At 55.0% G+C, this 846-nt stretch carries 1 protein-coding gene; it reads left to right on the forward strand.

Translation table 11 applies throughout. From position 1 onward, the window contains the following. Positions 1-471 (forward strand): hypothetical protein (locus ACFWW2_RS00935; protein ID WP_393925487.1); only part of this gene is annotated, 471 nt, incomplete at its 5' end. Between the last annotated feature and the right edge of the window lie 375 nt (positions 472-846).

Here is an 846-nt window from a genome sequence, read left to right on the forward strand (position 1 = left end):
ATCGGCTTCCACACAGATCAGCAGGGGAATGTGCGCAATCAGCCGAAGGTCTGGCCGCCGAAGAATGCCAACGCCACGATCCACAGCGACCCAAAGGTCCAGGAGGTGTTCCTGGAGGTGCGCGCCGAGGAAAGATCAGCCACGCGCGATGTTCAGATAAAGTTGCAGCCAGACAAAATCGTGCTGCGACGCGATAGCGACGATATTGGCTGGGAAGGCATTGTCGTTGAGGACGACTCCGTCGCGATCCGCGTCAATGGTACATGGGTGCGGATCAAGGTCGATGGCGCGATCACGCGCGAAACCGACGACGATACCACTTACATCGAGGCGGACGGCTCGATCCTGAAAATGACGGAGTATGTCGAAGCCATGATGTCAGGCGATGGCGTGAAGCTGTCACGCCGCACGCCTGACAACATCGCTGCAATCACAGAAGACGGTGTTGTTGCGCGATCGAAGGGCAGTTGACGGTCCGGTGGGATTGGTTTGATGTCTCAAATGAACCGGTGCATATGTTGAAAGCAAAGGAGGGGGGCCGCGCCTTGGCCCCTTCCTTATTTTCATAGTCGCTTCCTTGAAAATATAGTCAGGCCCCCCCTGCGCCGGGCGCGTCCCCCATTCGCGCAAGCGCGAACTGATTGCATCAGACTGCTTGTCGGCAGCGCCAGGGGGTGTGGGCAAGTCAGATCGTCGATGGTTGCACTCAACACCAAGAACACAATCAAGGTAAGGCGGGTGTTGTGCGGGAAATTGCAAAGAAAGAAAGGGCAATGCTCTTGGGCGTTATTTCTACTATTACGCTGTAATTAAACGATTATTTTCATTTTAGCCCTTGCATAAACG

The sequence above is a fragment of the Yoonia sp. R2-816 genome (assembly GCF_046762905.1).
In the GTDB taxonomy this organism is placed as follows: Bacteria; Pseudomonadota; Alphaproteobacteria; order Rhodobacterales; family Rhodobacteraceae; genus Yoonia.